This is a genomic window from Bacillus sp. JK106 (assembly GCF_053663355.1).
In genome coordinates this window covers 827,735-844,602 of sequence record NZ_JBSJQC010000003.1, presented here as the reverse complement: position 1 = coordinate 844,602, position 16,868 = coordinate 827,735, and the positions used below count along the sequence as shown (strand labels likewise).

The window sequence follows — 16,868 nt, the reverse complement described above, 5'->3', positions numbered from 1 at the left end:
GCCTGCAAAAGGCCCGTTCCCACGGGTCTTTTTGTTGTATAAATGTCCATTTCTCGCTCATATGAGAGAGAAGCTTATACACGTGAGGGATACATTTCATACGTTATGTTGTAAAGAAAAAGGGAGGTGAACAGAATTGAACGCTATTTCTGTTAAAGAAATTGAACATGGAGTTGCCGTTGCGGAAAGAGAAGGTTTAGGAGAGTATTTATACCAAGAACCGGTTTCCAAAAAATGTTCGGGCCGTTCCCGCAGCAGAAAACGGACACACCGTTCACGCAGCAGAAGACGGAGTCATCACCGGACACACCGCTCCCGCAGCAGAAGACGGAGCCATCACCGGACACACCGCTCCCGCAGCAGAAGACGGAGCCATCACCGGACACACCGTTCACGCAGCAGACGGTCCCATCAAAAACGTACCCGCAAGCGCTGTTTTAAATGCTGACTGCAGACTCTATTACAAGTAACGGAGATCTGCTATAATGGCAAGAGAACTGCATAAAAGATCCGGTATCATCATCTGCGGACACTGAACTGACAACATGGCGCTGTTTGTTCGTGTCCGTTTTTCGTGTCAAAAAAAGATGCCGGAGGATAAAAAGGAAGGGATGACGCCGAATGAAACTGAATGAGGACTTTTATAACTCTGAAGGAAAGACAGTCTCTTCGCAAAACATAAGCAGCAAGCTTTTGCATATCACGGACAGCGGGCATATCAGCGTTGACTTCATCAGCATAAGCAGGCTGCGGAAGGCTTCAAAAATCGCGATCTTAGGTGACAGCGTCGCCCGGGGGCTGCGTGCGGAATACGGCTTTGGTGACATTCTGAAAGACCGGACAGACGCTGAAATAACCAATCTGTCTGTCAGCGGCGTTAATATGAGCAACAACGGAAGCGATAACATTTATCAGCAAGCGCTTAAAACAAAGGGACATGATGTCATTATTGTCCAGGGAACAGATGATGATTGGTGCAACCACATTCCCATCGGCACAGATGAAAAGGATATCACCACATTTTACGGAGGCTTCTGTCAAGTGATTCAGCAGCTGCGAAGCGGAAATAAAGGCGCGAGCATCATTGTGGTGACCCCAACGAGACAAGCAAAAATATCAAAAGGAAAAATCGTCCGCCGTGATACTGATAAAAATAAACTGGGCCTGAAGCTGGCTGACTATGTGAAAGCCCAAAAAGAAGCCTGCACACTCCTCTCTGTACCGTATGCCGACCTGTTTGATACAGATCTCATCGACCCGTATAATCCCGCTTTCCGAAGCATGTGCATGTCAGAAGGTCTTCATCCGAACGAGAAAGGGCATCAAATCATATTTCAGGAAATCTGCCGGAATTATTATTACTATTATGGGTAACACAGCGCTAACAGATTATTTTCGGCCTTGCTTTTCTAAAAGCTCAATTATTCTTTGAGATGCGTGTTTTTGCGCTCTCAAAAGCGAGACGATATTACCGGTAAAACCGATTAAAATGATCAGCAGCAAAATGATCATCCACATCAGTGAACCTCCCGTCGAGTGTTGAAAAACCCACTCTTTATTTTACTTATTATGGATGGGGAAGAGAATAGGTCTAACTATTGGTGTTTCTTTATCAATCCATAAAAAAATGCACAGACTGAACGGGTCTGTGCATTTTTATTCGCTTATTTCAGCAGGTTCAATGATTCACGATTAAAGGCTTCCAAATCGTCAGGCGTTCTGCTCGTTACGATGTTATGGCTCACGACGACTTCTTCATCTTTATAATTTGCGCCGGCATTGATTAAGTCTTTGCGGATGCTGCGGAATCCCGTGATATCTTTTCCTTTAAGAAGGTCGGTATCAATCAGCAGCTGCGGGCCGTGGCAGATCGCGAAAACGGGTTTCTGATTTTCCACGAATGCTTTAGTGAATTCACCCGGGCGGTCATCTCCGCGCAGAAGATCCGGTGAAAAGCCTCCGGGAATCAATAACGCATCGAATTCCTTTGGGTCTGCGTCTGAGATCGCTTGATCGATCTTTACTTTCTCACCGTGCTTGCCCGTCACTTCTTTCCCTGCTTCTAAATCTATTGTCACCACACTGTGGCCCGCTTCTTTAAATGCTTCCGCCGGGCTTGTATATTCAATATCCTCAAATTGATCTGTCATCAGAACTGCAATTTTTTTGCTCATACATCATGCCTCCTGTGAATTTGTATATGACAAGAATATCAGGCGGATTGCCGCCTCACAACGTATTTGCTTGAAGATACGGCATGAAAAAAAGACCCCTCTGAAAAAGAGGAGCCAAAAGGTACGGAGGTCTGCTGAAACTTACGTGTTTAACTTGAGATAAGGCAAGAAATCGAATCAATTACTTTTTGCGTCTTTTTTTATCCTTTTTACACCCGCATTTCCCCGGATCGCCCGGATCAATGACTTCGTGAATTGTTTCTTCCTGATAAACGTGGCGGGGAACATAACGGATATGTTCTCTGTTAATGTGTTTGATGGGATGGACGTAAACCACTTCTTTGTCAGTATACTTGTCAGTCACAATATACTTAGGGTCACAGTAATACACTTTCGATTTTTTACCCATTCATCTCACCTCCCGTACTTTATTAAATGCTGAAAAGGAGGATTTTGCATCGGACAAGTACACCATGGCAAGTCCACAATTTTTCAGCTGCAATTTCGTTTTTCTGGTTTTTCCTGAAGCCGTCTCAAATTGGAATGGCTAACCCTTTTTGAACGGGGAAATCTATAAAAAAGAATTCAAAAACGATTCTTTTCTCAGGTCAATCGAGATGCGTACATCTTTAGGGGGATTTCAGAATGCTCGATGAAAAAACGATTGAAATCATTAAAAGCACAGTGCCGGTCTTAGAAGAGCATGGTGAAGAAATCACAGGCCGATTTTATGACCTGCTTTTTCAGCATCACCCTGAGCTGCTGAATATCTTTAATCAGACGAATCAAAAGAAAAAAACACAGCGTACGGCCTTGTCGAATGCTGTGATTGCGGCCGCAGCCAATATTGACCGGCTGGAAAACATAGTCCCCGTCGTCAAACAAATCAGCCATAAGCACCGGAGTATCGGTGTTAAGCCCGAGCATTATCCAATCGTTGGAAAGTACTTGTTAATCGCGATAAAGGATGTGCTAAAAGACGGGGCTGCTCCTGAGGTCATTCAGGCATGGGAAAAAGCATACGGCGTCATTGCAGATGCTTTTATCGGAATTGAGAAGGACATGTATGAACAAGCGGAAACGCAAAAAGGCGGCTGGAAAGACGATAAGGCATTTAAAATTGATAAAAAGGTAAAAGAAAGCAAAGAGATAACGTCGTTTTATTTACAACCGGAAGACGGACAAGTTCTCCCCGAATTCAAAGCGGGACAGTATATCAGTGTAAAAGTATACATTCCGGACACGGGTTATACGCATATCCGCCAGTACAGTTTGTCGGATGTATCCGGTAAGGATTATTACCGGATTTCCGTGAAAAAAGACGGAATTGTTTCTTCATATCTGCATGACCAATTACACGAAAAGGATTCAATTGAGATCAGCGCTCCGGCCGGGGATTTCGTATTAGACCCTGATTCCAAAAAGAATCTGGTTCTCATCAGTGCCGGTGTCGGAATTACCCCGATGATCAGCATGTTAAAGACGGTTGCCAAAACCCAGCCGCAGCGAAACGTTCTCTTTATCCATGCGGCAAGGAGCGGAGAGTATCATGCGCTGCGGCATGAAGCTGAAGAAGCCGCAGAACACTCATCCGTTGACACCGTCTTTATTTACAGCGAGCCGTCCGAACAAGACCGTTCAGAAAACATTCGTTTTCGGGAAGGCCGGATTGACAAACAGCTGTTAGAAGAAGTGATGACAGATAAAGATGCTGATTTTTACCTGTGCGGATCCCCGTCGTTCATTAAAGAAATGAAAAAACTGATTTCTGAATTCAATACAACGCCGGAATCGATTCACTATGAATTATTTGAACCGCAGCTGAGTATGGTGTGATTGAAGAAGGAAGGACGATGATTTTAATGTATGAAGCACCCGGGTTGGGTGCTTTTTTATTCTAGATAACAGAACGAACAGGGAATTAGAGCGGGTTGTCCCGTCGATGGCTGCCGCTGAGTATGTCGGTTTGGATGATATAGGCACGCACACGCTGAGGAAAATATTCGGGTACCATTTTTACAAGCAAACAAAAGATGTTGCCATGCTGCAGGACGGACAACCCTTCGATTCATTGGAATCAATCAGGATGCCATGAACAACGCTATGAAGAAATTCAAGATATAAGCAGGCTCATCTCATAAACAAGATGAGCCTTTTTTTTTGCATATTTTTATTGATTCCCTTCAAAAAGCATATGTGGAATTCATTTTAGTCATATTGCTTGAAAACAAGGGTGGCGAGGGCTGACGGGCTTCGGGCAGTTGCACAGTATATAACATATGGGTAATTCGTGGATAAATGTGGATACTTCCTGTAAATGTTATATAATAGGGGAAAAGTTTAGGAGTGAAAAATTTGAACTTTGATACGAAGTATCTTATTAGGTGGGGAATACCAGGATGGGTATTCATTATGTTAATAAGCTTGCCAATCTTATTTTTATATCATAATGAATTACTTAAATTAAAAATAGATATATCCAAGACCTTGGGTCTTTTTGTATCATTAGCTTTTTTCGGAGTAACTATCGGATACATAATGCAACAAATTCACTTTTCTAGTCGGTGGTCTAAAAATAAACAAATCATAGATGAAGCTGCTAGAATGATAAATGCTGTTGAGGAGCACGTTAAGGGTGTAAGTCTGTTTGAGTGGGGCGAAAATCATCATAAAGATTATTATGTATTTGAATATGTTTGGCATAGGGGGTTATTGAGATTAAAAGATGCTCAAAGAGATTATGTAGCTGATCGATATAGGCATATACTTAGCACAATTCATAGTTTAGGTACTCTTAGAGTTTCTCTGGTGATTTCCTTTGTGATTAATTTGGTCACTTTAACAAAATATAATTTTGATAGTTATTTTAATTCAACCTTCAATCCAAATATGTATATATTCAATTTAGTTATATTTATAATTTATCTTGGACTTATAGGTTGGTTGTTTAAAGTAGTATCAAAAGGTTACGAGCATTATTCAGCTAACTTAAATGCGTTTCAAGGTTATTTTTTGAACGAGCTAATAAATAGGGGTACTCTCAAAGAAAATAAGCAACAAGAGGAAGAGGAAGAAGTAGAAGTCAGTTATTAAAATGGCACAAACTTGGCAGAATAACGGCACACCATTTTCTTTTAAGTGAGGTATTATGGTAATAGGTAATAAATTTAAGAAGGTTCTCTGGTTCTCAAGAAAGCAGATAATAATTATAGTATTCTTCTCGATCCTATGAGAAGAGATTATAGGAGGATTAGTATGAAAATAAAAATCATTATGGATAGTGGTAAAGAATATGTAACAGTGAAATTTGAATCAAAAGAAGACTTAGCGACTAAATTAGGACAATCACCAGATGAGGTTTTGTATTTTTCTGTAGATGATGAAGAAAAAATATATTTGAATGCAGAACACGTCTCCTCTTTTGAAATTCTAGATTAGCATCCTTCGGGTGCTTTTTTGTTGCATACAATCGAAGGATTTCAGGGGAAAGGGAGGACTACTGCGAACAGCATAAGAGAACCACGCAAGCCTATGACCAATACCGGGAATCATCAGCTGCCAAACGGGGGTATAACAGCAAGTGGAGGCCGTCGCGCGCTGGTTACCTGTCCAAGCGTCCGTTATGTGCTGTCTGCTTAATGCAAGGAAGAAGAACCCCGGCGACAGTTATCAATCATATCGTTCCGCATAAAGGCGGTATGAACCTCAAGTAAATGGGCCCTTATGCGCCTCGTGTCATGGCCGGTAGACAACGACGGAGGATGGAGGATTTGGGAACAGAACATCAAATGAAAGAATGTACAAATTCCCCAAGACTAAAAATTAAATTCTTTTGCGTACACTTAACTTCATCTGTTTCGATGTTATTGTCTTCACTGTCATATACCGAGCATAAAAGAAAGATGGGTAAAAACAAATTTGTGAAGCTTGTGTGTTTTAAAAAAGATAGGAGGATGTAACCCCCTATCTTCTCATTCTTCCTATTCTGATTAACTCCCCAATAATTGATCCAGCGATGAAAATAATCAATGGGACTGGAGTGAATTTATTACCCAAAACGCCCATGTAAACAAAATAACATGCACATAAAACAAGGAACAGTAGGATATATCTTTTTAATATCCTGTTAATATTAGACGTTGTTTTTTCTTGTTGCATATTTTTTCACCTCGTTTTTATGGTCGGCAAGTTGATGGGATTGGCCTGCTTCCAAAGAATTTGGGACTGTCTGCCGTTTTAAGGACTTTCTTTCTTTTAGAGTCTTCGTAGAATTTTGTTCTATTAGCATAAGGGTATGCGCTGCATTTAAAGGCATAACGATATTGGAATACTGTATAGTATGCAGTTGTTTGGGTACCTGCTAAAAACCCTACAATAGCGAATACTACGTTGTAAGGTGTTTTTGTTATTGTTGAAATAGCTGTGGCTGCCACACCGACAGAAACGCCTTTCAAATTGTATTTATAATTGTATTTCCCCATGTATTTTCCACCGGGCGGTATCTTCATAGTTGACATATTAGAAGAAGAAAATACCCCATCTTCCTCCATAGTAAGGTTAAAATCGACCTCACCGTTTTTATAAAGTGTGTTTGTTTCGTTGTTGTATTCAAATTTTGTAACTGCCCCATTTTCCTCAGTAACTTTAGCTTTATTCACAGCTGGGTCAGTAAAGTCGTAAGAATAGACATACTTTTCCCCATCAATCTCAAAAACATTCTCACCTACAGTATCATTTGACATTGATGCAGGGATGTTCAACATTTCATTGCTTTCTGCTTTGGCTTTAAAGTTGGGCATAATACCTACAACCAATGCAGTGACCAAAAACAAAAGTAAAGCTGACCTGAATTTCTTCAAACAATCACACTCCCTATTGTATATTCGTTACGACCCAAATTATACCTGTATTGTTATTTTTTAAGAATAGGGACAGCGAAGTGTAAATTCGACAATGGAGATAAATAGTCCGCTATAATACCGTTCTGAAAAAGTGGGTAAATAGCCTTTTTTTGTAATTGCGCGATGTCGAAAGAGAAAATTGCGTGATGTCGAAAAAAATCCTATTAATTACATTTTATGTTAAAGGTATGCTAGAATATTGTTTGAGAAAATTTAGAATATTTGTAGAAAGAGGGGTTTATCTTATGAGTAAACTGGCTTCTGAATGTGTTGCAAATATATTAAATGATTGGTATATCGCGATAAAACAACAAGACGCTGAGTCTGCTGAGAAATATTTTGAAGAGGTCAAACCATTGTTTGATGAGATGGAAGAGGATCAGGAAGTTTTGATGTATTATTCTTTGTTGGAGGAAAGGCATAAAATGCTTTTGTATCAGGTGAAAGGGGAGGAGCTTCCGCCTCATTCATATTTTAATGAAAACCACGCTGAGGAAATAAAAAAAACAGACCATATGATTGAATATTATTTCTTTCTATTTGAAGCGTTATATGAGTCGCACAAAAGGAATTTTGAGAAAGCAATTACTTTGTTCAAAATAGCCGAGAAAAAATTGAAAGATATACCCGATTGTATAGAGCGGGCTGAATTTTATTCGAAAGTGGCGTCTATGTATATGATGCTGCGGCAGAGTCTAATTTCTTTGAATTATATCAATGACTCTGTACAAATTTATAGAGAGAACGAAGGCTATAAACGAAAGCTTGCCACGTCTCTTATGATTGTCGGGCAAAACTACACTGATTTAGGGCTTTACGAAAAAGCGGAGGAAAGTTTTTTAGAAGCAATCAGAATTTCGAGAGTTCTACACGATTCACTATTTACCGCATTAATACATCATAATTTAAGTATTACATATTCTGCAGCAAATCGTTCCCAAGACTGTATAAATGCCTTGAAAAAAGCCATCAGAAATAAAGATTGGAGGGACTCGGTTTATTATATAAATTCCCTGTATATGTTTCTGAAAGAGCTTTATAAAATAGGGGATGTAAATAAAATGCCATATTATTATAAAAAGACAAAGGAATATTTTAAACGAAAAGAGAATAAGGTGTATGAGGCTAAAATAAATATTATTTACGGACTTCTGCAGCAGGATCAGAGGAAAAGCATTGAAACTTGTCGAGGTGGTATTTCTTACTTATATGAAGTAAATGACCTTGATAGCGTCTTTGATCTTTCTTTGGTTATTTCAGAACACTGTGAGAAGCATGGACTCTATAAAGAGGCGCTTGAATTTTCTAAACATGCTATTTTAGCCGAGGAGAAAATGAGGCACCTGGAGGGATTGTAATTGAAAAAAGTTATTCTTTGTGCAGCTCTCACCTTCGTTACGTTAAGTGGTTTAGCTGCAGTCAAAATGAATCATGCATCATCGGATGTTAAGATAACAGAGCGCCCGGTCGGTACTCTGCAATTAGCAGAGCGGCCAGTTGGCACATAAAAAAGCCCCTGTCCGGGGCTTTTTTTAATAAAGAGAGGGAGCATCTGTCCACCATTCTGACAGCCCAAAAGAAAAACCCTAGAAATGTTGATATAACAACGTTTCTAGGGTTTAATCCAATGCTCTTTAAAGAGCGTTTTACTTAACGGGAGTAGAACTCAACGATAAGCGCTTCGTTAATTTCCGGAGCAAGCTCAGAGCGCTCTGGAAGACGAGTGAATGTACCTTCAAGCTTTTCAGCGTCGAAAGTAAGGTACTCAGGAACGAAGTTGTTTACTTCTACAGATTCTTTGATGATAGAAAGGTTTCTTGATTTTTCGCGAACACCGATTGTTTGACCAGGTTTTACTTGGTAAGACGGAATGTCAACGCGGCTTCCGTCAACAAGGATGTGACCGTGGTTAACTAATTGGCGAGCTTGACGGCGAGTGCGTGCAAGACCGAGCTTGTACACAACGTTATCAAGACGTGCATCTAAAAGAATCATGAAGTTTTCGCCGTGTTTACCAGTCATTTTTGCAGCTTTGTCAAACAATGTGCGGAATTGACGTTCGTTTACACCGTACATGTGACGAAGTTTTTGCTTTTCTTGCAATTGCAAACCGTATTCTGATAGTTTTTTACGCTGTCCCGGACCGTGGGGACCTGGTGCGTAAGGGCGTTTTTCTAATTCTTTACCTGTACCGCTAAGAGAGATTCCTAAACGGCGGGACAGTTTCCAAGATGGACCTGTATAGCGAGCCATAATGTGACTCCTCCTTTGGTTTTATTTTGTGGAAAATAAAAACCGTCTGTTCGATCCGACCGTGCACATTTTGTTTTCATGTATCCTCGCTCCAGCAGCAGAGAGTTACACGATACACCTTACAGCTAAGGAACAAAATGCAAACACAGAAGCTGAACAAAAAGGCTGCAATATTTCACACAAAGAACATTATATGATTTTTCTCCGCCGCCGTCAACCATTTCTCCATGAAGAGTGTCGGTTTATGATATAATGTACAAAAATGAGTAGTACATGTTTAGGTGATAAAAATGAAAAAACAAACAATTGATGAAGTGACGGCCTTTCATCAGAAAATGCTTTCTTTTTTCTTAACGAAATCTGAATCCGTCTCATTATCCGACTCGCTGTTATGGCTGGCCTCAGCTCTAGAATCCTGCTTTACATCTCTTTCATTGACCCTTTCACCGGCAGAATCAACACGTTTCACCATAAAAACAGAAGATGAACCGCATTATGCTCCGCTGAAAGAGAGTGACGGCCGTTTTATGATCAGGAATCAGACGTCCGGCAGATCCTTTTATCTGCGCTCGGAAGGCGGGCTGCCGATCCCGGAATCATTGCCTGAGATCGTTACTCAGTTTATCAATCAATCTGTGAGACAAAGCGGGCTGTTTGACAAAACGAAGCATCAGCGGAAAATTCACAGAATGACAGAAATGTTCCATTCGCTTTTGGATCAAAATGAGGTTTTGGAAAAACTGCAGGCAAGTTTGAGTACGGCTTTCCGGTCTTTCCGCTTTTCACTGTTTATCACGCAGGATCAGGATACGGACAGACAGCTTCCCGCAAAAGAATTACATATGGACGGAAAAGATGCCGACCCGTCTGCCCTGAAGGTTTATTTATCGGGGAGACTGCTCAGAAAAGGCAGGTCATCTGCTTACCTGCCGATCAAAGGCCAGCAGGGGACTTACGGGGTTCTGAAGACGGAGGGGCTGCAGGATGCCGTTCTTTCGTGCAGTACTCTCAGTGAAATGCTGCTGCTTGCGGGCGCGGCGGGAAAAGCATTTGAAAATGCGCAGCTCTATGAGCAATCGAAAAAAAGCATTGCGAATCTGGAGCTCATTAATGAAACATCGCGCCAGCTGAATCAGCGCCTCAGACTCACTGACACGATGCGGGAACTCGCCGCCATTATGACCCAATCATTTCATGCGGAAGAAGTGGCTTTTTTTCATATTGATCATTTTGAGACGCAAAATCTGCTTCCGGGACATACCGCTTTTTTTAAGACAGAACGTGCGAACCCCTATATCAGCATTGTGAAAGAAAAGCTGTTCGAGGGAGAAAAGGGCGTGTTTATCGGCAGCGGAAAGACTGTATTCGGCGAAAACGGCTTCGGCTCGCTGATGGCGGTGCCGATGATCGAAAATGACACCGTCTTCGGATTCGCGATTTTATTGAAAAAGGATTTGTATGCTTTTACGTTTGAAATGTATAAGCTTTTTCAAGCGCTCATTCACCATGCGACATTGGCGGTCACGAACTCCATGCTGCGCGACAGGCTTGAGCATCTTGTTCAGACAGACCAGCTGACGGAGCTGTATTCAAGAACCTATTTGGATGAGAAAATTCAATACAGCATGAAAATTCATAAACGGGGTGTATTCATCCTCGTTGATATCGATAATTTCAAAACCATTAATGATACATACGGTCATCAAACGGGAGATTCGATCCTGATTCAGGTGGCCTCCGTTATGAAAAACCATATTCGTGAGCATGATGTCGCTGCGAGGTGGGGGGGCGAGGAGCTGGCTGTCTATCTGCCGAATATCAACGTGTCATCCGGAGAACGCATCGCTAAAAGGCTTGTTCGCGCCATCCGGGAAAACACCGAGCCGCGCGTGACGATTTCCTGCGGCGTTTCCTGCTGGTCAAAGACAGGCCCGATGCCGTTGAAAATGCTCGTTCAGCAAGCGGACGAGGCGCTTTATATCGCCAAACGGAACGGCAAAAACCGGCTGATCATCCACCAAAACAGCACGACGACATAAAAAAGGAGCCGGCCTGCCGGCCGGGCTCCTTTTTTTATCCTAATCGTTTTTCAAGCGTTTCAACAAACTTTGCTAAATAGGTTTCGTCCGTTTCATCAAAACGGTTTTTCACAGGGCTGTCAATGTCCAGCACACCGATCACTTCACCGTTTACGCGGATCGGGAGGACGATTTCTGACTGGGAAGCCGCGTCACAGGCGATATGTCCCGGGAACGCATTCACATCGGCAATCCGCTGCACGGCGCCGTTAGAGTAGGCAGTGCCGCATACGCCTCTGCCGAACGGAATGCGCACACAGGCAGGAAGTCCTTGAAACGGTCCGAGCACGAGCTCGCCCTCTTTAGCGAAGTAAAACCCCGCCCAGTTGACTTCATGTAATGAATGGTATAAAAGCGCTGATGCATTCGCGTAATTTGCGATCGCATCCGTTTCATCTTCTGTCATGGCTTCGAGCTGTTTAAGCAGAAGCTGATAACTTTTTTCTTTATCTCCGGATTGTTTTTCGACATGAAACATGGAAAACCCTCACTTTTTCTATAATATCAAACAAAGTTCCGGCCGTTCTGCCGGCATTTGTCGAGAAGTTCTTACAGGAACGGCGCCTTTCTGCTTGAATTGTTACACATAAAGGGGTGAGCCGTATGAAAGTAAGCACCAAAGACAAAATTATTAACGCCGCTGTCCAGCTGTTTAACCAAAAAGGTTATTCCGGCACGTCCGTCCGTGAAATCGCAAAGTCAGCTGATGTAAATGTTGCGCACATCTCCTACTATTTTAAAGGGAAAGGCGGATTAATGGAACATTTAGTTTCCGAGTTTTACGAAGGCTATACTGAAGCGCTGGAAAAAGCCGCCGTCAGTATGAACGGTGAAGACGCGCAGGAACGCATCCTGCGGGTGATTTTCGATATTTTATCCTATCAGCACGATAACCGTCAATTAACGCGGTTTGTGTACCGGGAAGTGACGATTGATTCCGTGCTTATCAGGGAAATTATGTCTACTTACTTAATGAAAGAAAAATATATTTTCCAGCTGGTGATTGAAGAAGGGCAGTCACGCCACAGACGGCTGACGCTGCCCGTGCCGCATTTTATTCTGCAATTGAAATCCCTCTTGATGATGCCGTATCTTCAGCCTCAATACATTACGGAGGTGCTCTATATGCAGCCTCATGAACCGTACTTTTATAAAAGGTATTTTGAAGAGGTGAAGATATGGATCGAAAGCGTGTTCCGACGGCCTGATGCGGCGCTTATGAAGTAATGATGCTTTTGTACGTTTCATAGGAACTGCCGACATCTTCCGCTTGATGGGCGTCCGACCCGAATATGAGCGGGATTTTTTTTTGCTTCGCCGTCTCAGCCATCCAATCCTCCATGTATACTTCCCCGGCAAACTTCTTTCTGAGCCCGGATGTATTCACATCCAGCTCCATTCCGTGTTCTTTCACGGCGTCAAGACAGCGGGCCGCAAGCTCTCTTATTTGAGGTGACATGCTGTAAGGGAAAAGGCGTGCGAATTTTTTGACGAGCGTGATATGGCCGACCCGTTTTGGCTTAAAGGGGCCGAGAGGTGTTACAATGGAAGAATACACAGTTTCATAGTATTGTTCATATACGGCTTCAACGCTTCCGAAGTGGTCGGCAAGCTGCCGAAACGCATGCTCGTCAAAATCGAGGCAGATATAAGACGGACCGGTCTTCAAAAAATGAACGGATAAAATGCCGTCATCCAGTGAGGGGCCGTACGTGTTCAGAAACGCCGCGGTTTCCTCTTCATACCCTGTGATAAAATCAGTTTCTAGCCCGGTCAGAATGCTGATTTGTCCATCATATTCCTTTTTCAGCTGTGAAAGCCGCTCCAAATAAACCTCCATCTGTCTGAGATCCATCGCGCTGTCCTGAAGCGGTACGGGATCTTGAAATGACGGAGGAAGGGGGGCGTGCTCTGTAAATGTGATCGAGTCAAAGCCTCTTTCCAGGGCCTTTTCGACATATTCTTTCAGCGCATCCTTCGAGCCGTGAGGGCAAAAAGGCGTGTGGATATGAGCGTCTCGTTTTTCCATTTGTGTCACTCCATTAAAAAATTGCAGAATCCTGCCCGAAATTATGCAAAAAGTTTTTGATTTCTGGTCAAAAAATGTTGGTTACATGGTATCATAATAACAATGAAAACGACAGATTTTCTCAATACATATATTGAAATCTTTCTGAATACATAAAACACCCTGACAGATTAAGAGAACAACAAGGGGGCTCATTATGGAGTTAGTCATCGGATTATTGGTTATACTGCTCGCGCTCTTTGCGGCGGGCTACTTTTTCAGGAAAAAAATTTATACGGAAATTGACCGGCTGGAGTCATGGAAGATTGAAATTTTAAACCGTTCGATAGTGGAAGAAATGTCCAAGATCAAACATCTGAAAATGACCGGAGAGACGGAAGAGTTCTTTGAAAGATGGCGCGAAGAGTGGGATGAAATTGTCACAGCCCATCTGCCGAAAGTAGAAGAGCTCCTTTATGATGCCGAAGAGAACGCCGACAAATACCGGTTCAAAAAAGCGAATCAGGTGCTTGTTCACATCGACGACCTCCTCACTGCAGCCGAATCAAATATAGAAGGCATACTGCGTGAGATCAGCGACCTTGTGACGAGCGAGGAAAAAAGCCGCGGAGAGATTGAAGAGGTGCGTGAGCGGTATTCAAAAGCGCGAAAAAACCTTCTGGCGTACAGCCATCTCTACGGAGAGCTATATAACAGCCTGGAGACGGATCTCGACGAAATCTGGAGCGGCATAAAAAAGTTCGAAGAAGAGACGGAAAGCGGCAATTACATTAAAGCGAGAAAAGTGCTGCTTGAACAGGACCGCAGACTGGATCAGCTTCAAACATACATAGATGACGTTCCGAAACTGCTCGCGGACTGTAAACAGACCGTGCCTAACCAAATTGCCAAGCTGAAAGACGGCTACCGGGAAATGACGGAAAAAGGCTACAAATTGGAGCATATTCAAATCGAAAAAGAGCTGGAGACACTCACAAATCAATTGAAACGGGCCGAAAGCGCACTTTTGGAAGAATTAGATGTCGACGAAGCGTCCGCCATTCTTCAGCTGATTGATGAAACCATTCAATCGATGTATGAACAGCTGGAAGGCGAAGTGGAAGCCGGACAGTCCGTATTAAGCAAAATGCCTGAGCTGATCATCGCGTATGAGAAGCTTGAGGAAGAAAAAGACCGCACAAAAACCGAAACGGAACTCGTCAAGGAAAGCTATCAGCTGACGGCGGGAGAAATCGGCAGACAGCATGCTTTCGAAAAACAGCTGGAAACGATAGGCCGGCTCCTTGAGCAGGCGAGAGAAAAGCTTGACGGTGAGCATGTCGCTTACTCGCTGCTGATTGAAGAAGTCGAGGCCATCGAAAAGCAGATGGAAGAGGCTCAGAAAGAACATGCCGAATACCGTGAAAATCTGCAGGCGCTCAGAAAAGAAGAACTGCAGGCGCGGGAAACACTGATGAATCTTCGGAAAACCATTTCTGACACGGCCCGAATGCTGCAAAAAAGCAACGTGCCGGGAATTCCTGAACAAGTTAAGGACAAGCTCGAGACGGCAAATCATCATATAGAAGAAACCGTCAGCCAATTGGAAGAGCTGCCGTTAAACATGGAGGAAGCCGCCAAACATCTGACCGAAGCTGAAAAGGTGGTTGCGGAAGTCAGCGAAGAGGCGGAAGAACTTGTGATTCAGGTGAAGCTGATTGAGCGGATCATCCAGTACGGCAACCGCTTCCGAAGCCAGAATCATATTTTATCCGAACAGCTGAAAGAAGCGGAACGGCTGTTTTACGCTTACAGCTATAATGAAGCTTATGAGATGGCGGCAGCTGCTGTTGAAAAAGCAGCTCCCGGCGCCGTGAAAAAAATTAAAGCTGATCAATCTGCTTCATAGACGCACAAGCAAAAACTGCACCCTGATGGAAATCAGAGGTGCAGTTTTTTTGTTTCTCACGGAATATAAAAGCGCCTATGGCTGATATACATCAAACCGCAGGCGCTGAATGTTACGATTTTGCTTTATTTAATTCGATGGGCGGGCTGATAAAAAACGTGATGATGCAGCCGATGATCGCTCCGGCAATGCCCGGAAGCACCCAGCCGATTCCCATGCTGTAAAGCGGAAGATTTGCGTTTAAGAATGAATCTAATGATCCGAGCGGAATGCCTGCTGCCTTCAAACCGTCCAGGATACTGAACAGTCCCGTTCCGATCAGGCAGGCGATATAGACTTCGCGTCTTTCCTTAAAGATTTTATCAATAAAGGAAAGGACGATAATGACAATCGCCAGCGGATAAATGGCTGATAAAATAGGAACTGAAAATGCAATAATCTCAGCAAGTCCGAAATTTGAAATCGCCAGACTGAACAGCGTGACAATCGTAACCACCATTTTGTATGATAAAGCGGGAATCAATTTTGAAAAATATTCGCCGCAAGATGTGACAAGCCCGATGCTTGTCGTTAAACACGCAACGGTGATGGCGGCGCCGAGAACGATGTTTCCCAGTGAACCGAACAGGTAATCAGATGAAGCTGATAAAATCTTTGCGCCTTCGCCGAGCGGCCCGACAGCGTCCGTGCTTGTCGCTCCCAGATAGGCCAAAGATAAATAAATGAATGTCAAACCCGCCGCTGCAATCAGACCCGCTTTAATACAAGCGGCCGCGAGCGCTTTACGCTGGGTGACGCCCCTGCTTTTAACAGCGTTGACGACAACGACGCCGAAGACGATTGAGGCGAGCGCATCCATTGTTTTATAGCCTTCCAAAAATCCTTTAAACACCGGTGTTCCGGAATATGCCTGATGTACGGCGCCCAGCCCGCCCATCGGAGTGACGATGGCTTTTACGACAATGATTAAAATGATACCGAATTTAATGGGAGTCAAAATTTTTCCGACTCTGTCCACGATTTTGGACGGGTTAAGAGCTAAATAATACGTAATAGAAAAAAAGATCAACGTGAAAACAAATAAAGATAATCTTTCCGGAATGCCGCTTAAAAACGGAACTGCACCGATTTCATATGAAACGGTTCCGGTTCTCGGAATCGCGAAAAGCGGCCCGATTGATAAATAAAGCACAACGGTGAAAATAGTGCCGAATACCGGGTGAGCCTTATCGGCAAGTCCTTTCGCGTCTTTGCCCGTTAATGCGATGGCGATAATACCCAAAAGCGGCAGTCCTACGCCGGTCAGTAAGAAACCGCCCATCGCTTTCCAGACATTATGCCCCGCCGCTTGCCCAAGCTCCGGCGGATATATCATATTTCCTGCCCCGAAAAAAAGTGCGAAAAGCATGAAACCGATAATAACGGTATCTTTGACAGGTAGTGAGTGTTTCATAAAAATCCTCCTAAATACTATGTTGAAATATTCTGTCAATTAATTGTCAGATAATATAACAAAACGAACATTACTTATTATATGGCAATGTA

General features: G+C 43.1%; 18 protein-coding genes and 3 pseudogenes. 13 read left to right on the top strand and 8 right to left on the bottom strand.

Annotation, left to right across the window (positions count from 1 at the left end; translation table 11 throughout):
• Positions 1-136: 136 nt before the first annotated feature.
• The 3 genes and pseudogenes from ACWJJS_RS14690 to ACWJJS_RS14680 form a co-directional block, all read left to right on the top strand.
• Positions 137-187 (top strand): annotated as a pseudogene (locus ACWJJS_RS14690) (hypothetical protein); the annotation flags it as partial.
• A 47-nt stretch (positions 188-234) separates the two neighbouring features.
• The gene (locus ACWJJS_RS14685) at positions 235-441 is read left to right on the top strand and encodes a hypothetical protein (RefSeq protein ID WP_454021498.1); all 207 of its coding nucleotides are present in this window, start codon (positions 235-237) and stop codon (positions 439-441) included.
• A 180-nt stretch (positions 442-621) separates the two neighbouring features.
• Positions 622-1,374 carry an SGNH/GDSL hydrolase family protein gene (locus ACWJJS_RS14680; protein ID WP_029973317.1) on the top strand — a complete coding sequence of 251 codons (753 nt, stop codon included), beginning with the start codon at positions 622-624 and terminating at the stop codon, positions 1,372-1,374.
• Positions 1,375-1,389: 15 nt separating this feature from the next.
• Here ACWJJS_RS14680 and ACWJJS_RS14675 read toward each other — a convergent pair whose 3' ends face one another.
• The 3 genes from ACWJJS_RS14675 to ACWJJS_RS14665 all read right to left on the bottom strand — a co-directional run bounded on the left by ACWJJS_RS14675 (position 1,390) and on the right by ACWJJS_RS14665 (position 2,583).
• On the bottom strand, positions 1,390-1,518 hold the full coding sequence (locus tag ACWJJS_RS14675; RefSeq protein WP_255219918.1) for a hypothetical protein: 129 nt from the start codon (positions 1,516-1,518) through the stop codon (positions 1,390-1,392).
• A gap of 146 nt (positions 1,519-1,664) precedes the next feature.
• Entirely contained in the window at positions 1,665-2,174 is a 510-nt protein-coding gene (locus tag ACWJJS_RS14670) for a type 1 glutamine amidotransferase domain-containing protein (protein ID WP_063636788.1), read from the bottom strand.
• Between the two features lie 181 nt (positions 2,175-2,355).
• Positions 2,356-2,583, bottom strand: coding sequence for a hypothetical protein (locus ACWJJS_RS14665; RefSeq protein WP_003152402.1), 228 nt, complete (start codon positions 2,581-2,583; stop codon positions 2,356-2,358).
• A 236-nt stretch (positions 2,584-2,819) separates the two neighbouring features.
• Between ACWJJS_RS14665 and hmpA the strand changes: the two genes are divergently transcribed.
• The 5 genes and pseudogenes from hmpA to ACWJJS_RS14640 all read left to right on the top strand — a co-directional run bounded on the left by hmpA (position 2,820) and on the right by ACWJJS_RS14640 (position 5,922).
• A complete protein-coding gene (gene hmpA / locus ACWJJS_RS14660) occupies positions 2,820-4,010 on the top strand; it encodes an NO-inducible flavohemoprotein (RefSeq protein ID WP_454023667.1) in 1,191 nt (396 codons plus the stop codon).
• A gap of 109 nt (positions 4,011-4,119) precedes the next feature.
• Positions 4,120-4,298, top strand: a pseudogene (locus ACWJJS_RS14655) (site-specific integrase); the annotation flags it as partial.
• Between the two features lie 231 nt (positions 4,299-4,529).
• Entirely contained in the window at positions 4,530-5,267 is a 738-nt protein-coding gene (locus ACWJJS_RS14650; protein WP_454023666.1) for a hypothetical protein, read from the top strand.
• A gap of 162 nt (positions 5,268-5,429) precedes the next feature.
• Positions 5,430-5,612 (top strand): hypothetical protein, encoded by a 183-nt coding sequence (locus ACWJJS_RS14645; protein WP_088461261.1) that lies wholly within the window; start codon positions 5,430-5,432, stop codon positions 5,610-5,612.
• A gap of 38 nt (positions 5,613-5,650) precedes the next feature.
• Positions 5,651-5,922: pseudogene (locus ACWJJS_RS14640) on the top strand (HNH endonuclease).
• 427 nt (positions 5,923-6,349) lie between these two features.
• On the opposite strand, the gene ACWJJS_RS14635 reads toward ACWJJS_RS14640, so the two are convergent.
• Entirely contained in the window at positions 6,350-7,033 is a 684-nt protein-coding gene (locus tag ACWJJS_RS14635) for a hypothetical protein (RefSeq protein WP_146284211.1), read from the bottom strand.
• Between the two features lie 287 nt (positions 7,034-7,320).
• Between ACWJJS_RS14635 and ACWJJS_RS14630 the strand changes: the two genes are divergently transcribed.
• Entirely contained in the window at positions 7,321-8,433 is a 1,113-nt protein-coding gene (locus ACWJJS_RS14630; protein ID WP_166706020.1) for a response regulator aspartate phosphatase, read from the top strand.
• Positions 8,434-8,583: a PhrK family phosphatase-inhibitory pheromone gene (locus tag ACWJJS_RS14625; protein WP_162886258.1), complete on the top strand. Its 150-nt coding sequence runs from the start codon at positions 8,434-8,436 to the stop codon at positions 8,581-8,583.
• Between the two features lie 142 nt (positions 8,584-8,725).
• Here the strand turns inward: ACWJJS_RS14625 and rpsD are convergent, their stop codons facing one another.
• Complete coding sequence (gene rpsD, locus ACWJJS_RS14620) at positions 8,726-9,328, bottom strand: 30S ribosomal protein S4 (protein ID WP_003152406.1); 603 nt, start codon at positions 9,326-9,328, stop codon at positions 8,726-8,728.
• Positions 9,329-9,618: 290 nt separating this feature from the next.
• Here rpsD and ACWJJS_RS14615 point away from each other — a divergent pair, with 290 nt between their 5' ends.
• Positions 9,619-11,367, top strand: coding sequence for a sensor domain-containing diguanylate cyclase (locus ACWJJS_RS14615; RefSeq protein WP_003152407.1), 1,749 nt, complete (start codon positions 9,619-9,621; stop codon positions 11,365-11,367).
• Between the two features lie 34 nt (positions 11,368-11,401).
• On the opposite strand, the gene ACWJJS_RS14610 is transcribed toward ACWJJS_RS14615, so the two are convergent.
• Positions 11,402-11,884, bottom strand: coding sequence for a GAF domain-containing protein (locus ACWJJS_RS14610; protein WP_003152408.1), 483 nt, complete (start codon positions 11,882-11,884; stop codon positions 11,402-11,404).
• Positions 11,885-12,009: 125 nt separating this feature from the next.
• On the opposite strand from ACWJJS_RS14610, the gene refZ reads away from it, so the two are divergent.
• The gene (refZ, locus tag ACWJJS_RS14605) at positions 12,010-12,633 is read left to right on the top strand and encodes a forespore capture DNA-binding protein RefZ (RefSeq protein WP_007408038.1); all 624 of its coding nucleotides are present in this window, start codon (positions 12,010-12,012) and stop codon (positions 12,631-12,633) included.
• On the opposite strand, the gene hisJ is transcribed toward refZ, so the two are convergent.
• Positions 12,623-13,435: a histidinol-phosphatase HisJ gene (gene hisJ, locus ACWJJS_RS14600; RefSeq protein ID WP_069473539.1), complete on the bottom strand. Its 813-nt coding sequence runs from the start codon at positions 13,433-13,435 to the stop codon at positions 12,623-12,625. The two genes, refZ and hisJ, sit on opposite strands and share 11 nt — an antisense overlap.
• Positions 13,436-13,631: 196 nt before the next feature.
• Here hisJ and ezrA point away from each other — a divergent pair, with 196 nt between their 5' ends.
• The gene (gene ezrA, locus ACWJJS_RS14595; protein ID WP_094247656.1) at positions 13,632-15,323 is read left to right on the top strand and encodes a septation ring formation regulator EzrA; all 1,692 of its coding nucleotides are present in this window, start codon (positions 13,632-13,634) and stop codon (positions 15,321-15,323) included.
• 112 nt (positions 15,324-15,435) lie between these two features.
• Here the strand turns inward: ezrA and brnQ are convergent, their stop codons facing one another.
• Positions 15,436-16,776, bottom strand: a complete 1,341-nt coding sequence (gene brnQ, locus ACWJJS_RS14590) for a branched-chain amino acid transport system II carrier protein (RefSeq protein ID WP_003152412.1) — start codon at positions 16,774-16,776, stop codon at positions 15,436-15,438.
• Positions 16,777-16,868: the final 92 nt, after the last annotated feature.